Annotated in this window: 4 protein-coding genes; 1 reads left to right on the forward strand and 3 read right to left on the reverse strand. The window is 68.2% G+C overall.

Annotated features, from left to right (window positions below; translation table 11 throughout):
• Together groEL and groES are read right to left on the reverse strand one after the other, a co-directional pair.
• On the reverse strand, window positions 1-696 hold a 696-nt coding region (gene groEL, locus VJS38_RS00165; protein ID WP_324086135.1), incomplete at its 3' end, for a chaperonin GroEL.
• 42 nt (window positions 697-738) lie between these two features.
• The gene (gene groES, locus VJS38_RS00170) at window positions 739-1026 is read right to left on the reverse strand and encodes a co-chaperone GroES (RefSeq protein WP_324086136.1); all 288 of its coding nucleotides are present in this window, start codon (window positions 1024-1026) and stop codon (window positions 739-741) included.
• A 239-nt stretch (window positions 1027-1265) separates the two neighbouring features.
• Between groES and VJS38_RS00175 the strand changes: the two genes are divergently transcribed.
• Window positions 1266-2483, forward strand: coding sequence for a cyclopropane-fatty-acyl-phospholipid synthase family protein (locus VJS38_RS00175; RefSeq protein WP_324086137.1), 1218 nt, complete (start codon window positions 1266-1268; stop codon window positions 2481-2483).
• A 16-nt stretch (window positions 2484-2499) separates the two neighbouring features.
• Here VJS38_RS00175 and mobA read toward each other — a convergent pair.
• A partial coding sequence (gene mobA, locus VJS38_RS00180; protein ID WP_324086138.1) for a molybdenum cofactor guanylyltransferase occupies window positions 2500-2913 on the reverse strand: 414 nt, incomplete at its 5' end.

Consider the following 2913-nt stretch of genomic DNA (forward strand, 5'->3'; position numbering starts at 1 on the left):
CGGCTGCAGCGAGGCCAGCTTCTTTTCGAAGAGCAGGATCAGCGGCTCTTCGAGGTCGGCCTCCATCTTCTCGGCGTTGGTGATGAAGTACGGCGACAGGTAGCCGCGGTCGAACTGCATACCCTCGACGACGTCGAGCTCGGTGTCGGCGGTCTTGGCTTCTTCGACGGTGATGACGCCTTCGTTGCCGACCTTTTCCATGGCCCGGGCGATCATCTCGCCCACTTCGGTGTCGCCGTTGGCCGAGATGGTGCCGACCTGGGCGATCTCGCTGTTGGCCGAGACCTTCTTGGCGTTGGCCTTGATCTCTTCGATGACGCGGGCCACGGCTTTGTCGACGCCGCGCTTCAGGTCCATCGGGTTCATGCCGGCGGCCACCGACTTCAGGCCTTCCACGACGATGGCTTGCGCCAGCACGGTCGCGGTGGTCGTGCCGTCGCCGGCCTTGTCGTTGGTCTTGGAGGCGACTTCGCGGATCAGTTGGGCGCCGAGGTTCTCGAACTTGTCGGTCAGCTCGATTTCCTTGGCGACCGAGACGCCGTCCTTGGTCGAGCGCGGGGCGCCGAAGGACTTCTCGATGACCACGTTGCGGCCCTTGGGGCCGAGGGTGACCTTCACCGCGTTGGCGAGGATGTTGACGCCGCGCAGCATGCGGTCGCGCGCGTCGGAAGCGAAGTAGACGTCTTTGGCAGCCATGGGTGCTGTCCTTCTCTGGATTTTACGTGGAAATTGCGAGGCTTAGGCGAGCACGCCCAGGATGTCGCTTTCCTTCATGATCAGCAGGTCCTTGCCGTCGAGCTTGACCTCGGTGCCGGACCACTTGCCGAACAGGATGCGGTCGCCCGCCTTCACGTCGAGCGCCTGGACCTTGCCCGAGTCGTCGCGCGCGCCGGGACCGACGGCGATGACCTCGCCTTCCTGCGGCTTTTCCTTGGCGGTGTCGGGGATGATGATCCCGCCCTTGGTCTTCTCTTCTTCCTCGACGCGCTTGACGAGGACGCGGTCTCCCAGGGGACGAAACGCCATGATCTTCTATCTCCGTTCGAGACGGTTGCAGTGTGGATGACGTGAGCGCCGAAGGGTCGCGGCTTAACCGTGTTAGCAGTCCGGACCCTTGAGTGCTAACGCCCGCACGGAATTAGGAGGGGCGCGCTCGGGAGTCAAGCTGCGGCCTCGGCGGGAACCTGACTTGCGAAATGACGTTCACGGAACCTGGGCCGTGATGGATCGTTCCGCGTCAGCTGGGAATCCGAGTTGGGTTGCAAATGCCTCTGCAGTCATTCCTGTGCAAGGTGGTGCGCGAGGGCGCGCTGACGGTGCGCCTGCCGGACGGCGTGGTGCTGGAGCTGGGCGACCGCAGCGGCACGCCGGTCGTGGTCAGAATAACCTCGCGCCGCTGGATGGCCCGGATCGCGGCCAATCCGTCGCTGGCGGTGGGCGAGGCCTACATGGAAGGCGGTCTCGTCGTCGAGGCCGGCGACATCTGGGATTTCGCCGAGATCATCGGCCGCAACGCCGACTACCGGCCGTTGAAGCGGGCCGGCGCGCTGGAGCGCTGGTGGCTGGACCGGCGGCTGCAGGCCAACGCCCGGCTTCAGGCGCGCCGCAACATCGCCCATCACTACGACCTCTCGGTCGACTTCTACCGCCGCTTCCTCGACGAGGACCTGCAGTACTCCTGCGCCTACTTCCCCTATCCGGGCGCGAGCCTGGAGGAGGCGCAGCTCGCCAAGAAGCGCCATTTGGCGGCCAAGCTGCTCCTGTCCCCCGACCAACGGGTGCTGGACATCGGCTGCGGCTGGGGCGGGCTCGGCCTGACCTTGGCCAAGGACAGCGGCGCGCGCGTCGACGGCGTCACCCTCTCCGTCGAGCAGCTGGGGATGGCCCAGGCCCGCGCTGAGGCCGCGGGTCTTGCGAACCGCGCGCAGTTCTCGCTCACCGACTACCGCGACGTCGCCGGCCCCTACGACCGGATCGTCTCGGTGGGCATGTTCGAGCACGTCGGGCGGCCGAACTTCCAGACCTATTTCGACCAGGTCGCGCGGCTGCTGAAGGACGACGGCGTGGCGGTGATCCATTCGATCGGCCGCCACGAGGGCCCCTCCTTCACCCAGCCGTGGATCGCCAAGTACATCTTCCCGGGCGGCTACATCCCGGCGATGAGCGAGGTGCTGACCTGCGTCGAGCGGGCCGGGCTGATGGTCACCGACATCGAGGTGCTGCGGCTGCACTACGCCGACACGCTCCGCGCCTGGCGCCAGCGCTTCAACCGCCAGCGGGCGACGATCGCGAAGATGTACGACGAGCGGTTCTGCCGGATGTGGGAGCTCTACCTCTGCCTCAGCGAGGTCGCCTTCCGTTACCGCGGCCACATGGTCTTCCAGCTGCAGCTGGCCAAGAAGGTCGACGCCGTCCCGCTCACCCGCGACTACATCGGCGAGGCCGAGCGGCGCATCGCCCGTCCCGTCCGGCGGGCGGCTTGAGTGTCCGGCTGAGGCGTCAGGGCGCCTCCTGCTCCAGGCGGGCCAGCTCTTGCAGCGTATTGGCGCCGGCGAAGGCGCGGGCCGCCTCGGGCCCGAACTCGACGATCGCCAGGCCGCAGGCGGCGGCGAAGCCGCGCAGCGAGCTGCGGCCCGCGCCGACGTAGGCCGGGAGCTGGTCCAGCGCGCTTACCCGCCAGAGCCCGCAGACCGGCTGCAGCTGGCCTTCGACCGCAGGCAGGACGACGCCGTGGCCGGCCGCCATCGCCGCGGCCAGCCGCGCGGGCAGGTCCGGCGGCAGGCCGGGCATGTCGCAGGGCAGGGTCAGCAGCAGGCCGGCGTCCGCGCCTTTGGCCCAGTCGAGCGCGCCGGCCAGGCCGGCGAGCGGTCCCGGCACGTCGGCGCGGTCGAGCGCCAGCGGGCAGTCCACTGC

Origin of the sequence: Phenylobacterium sp. (assembly GCF_035276905.1) — a bacterium.
GTDB lineage: Bacteria > Pseudomonadota > Alphaproteobacteria > Caulobacterales > Caulobacteraceae > Phenylobacterium.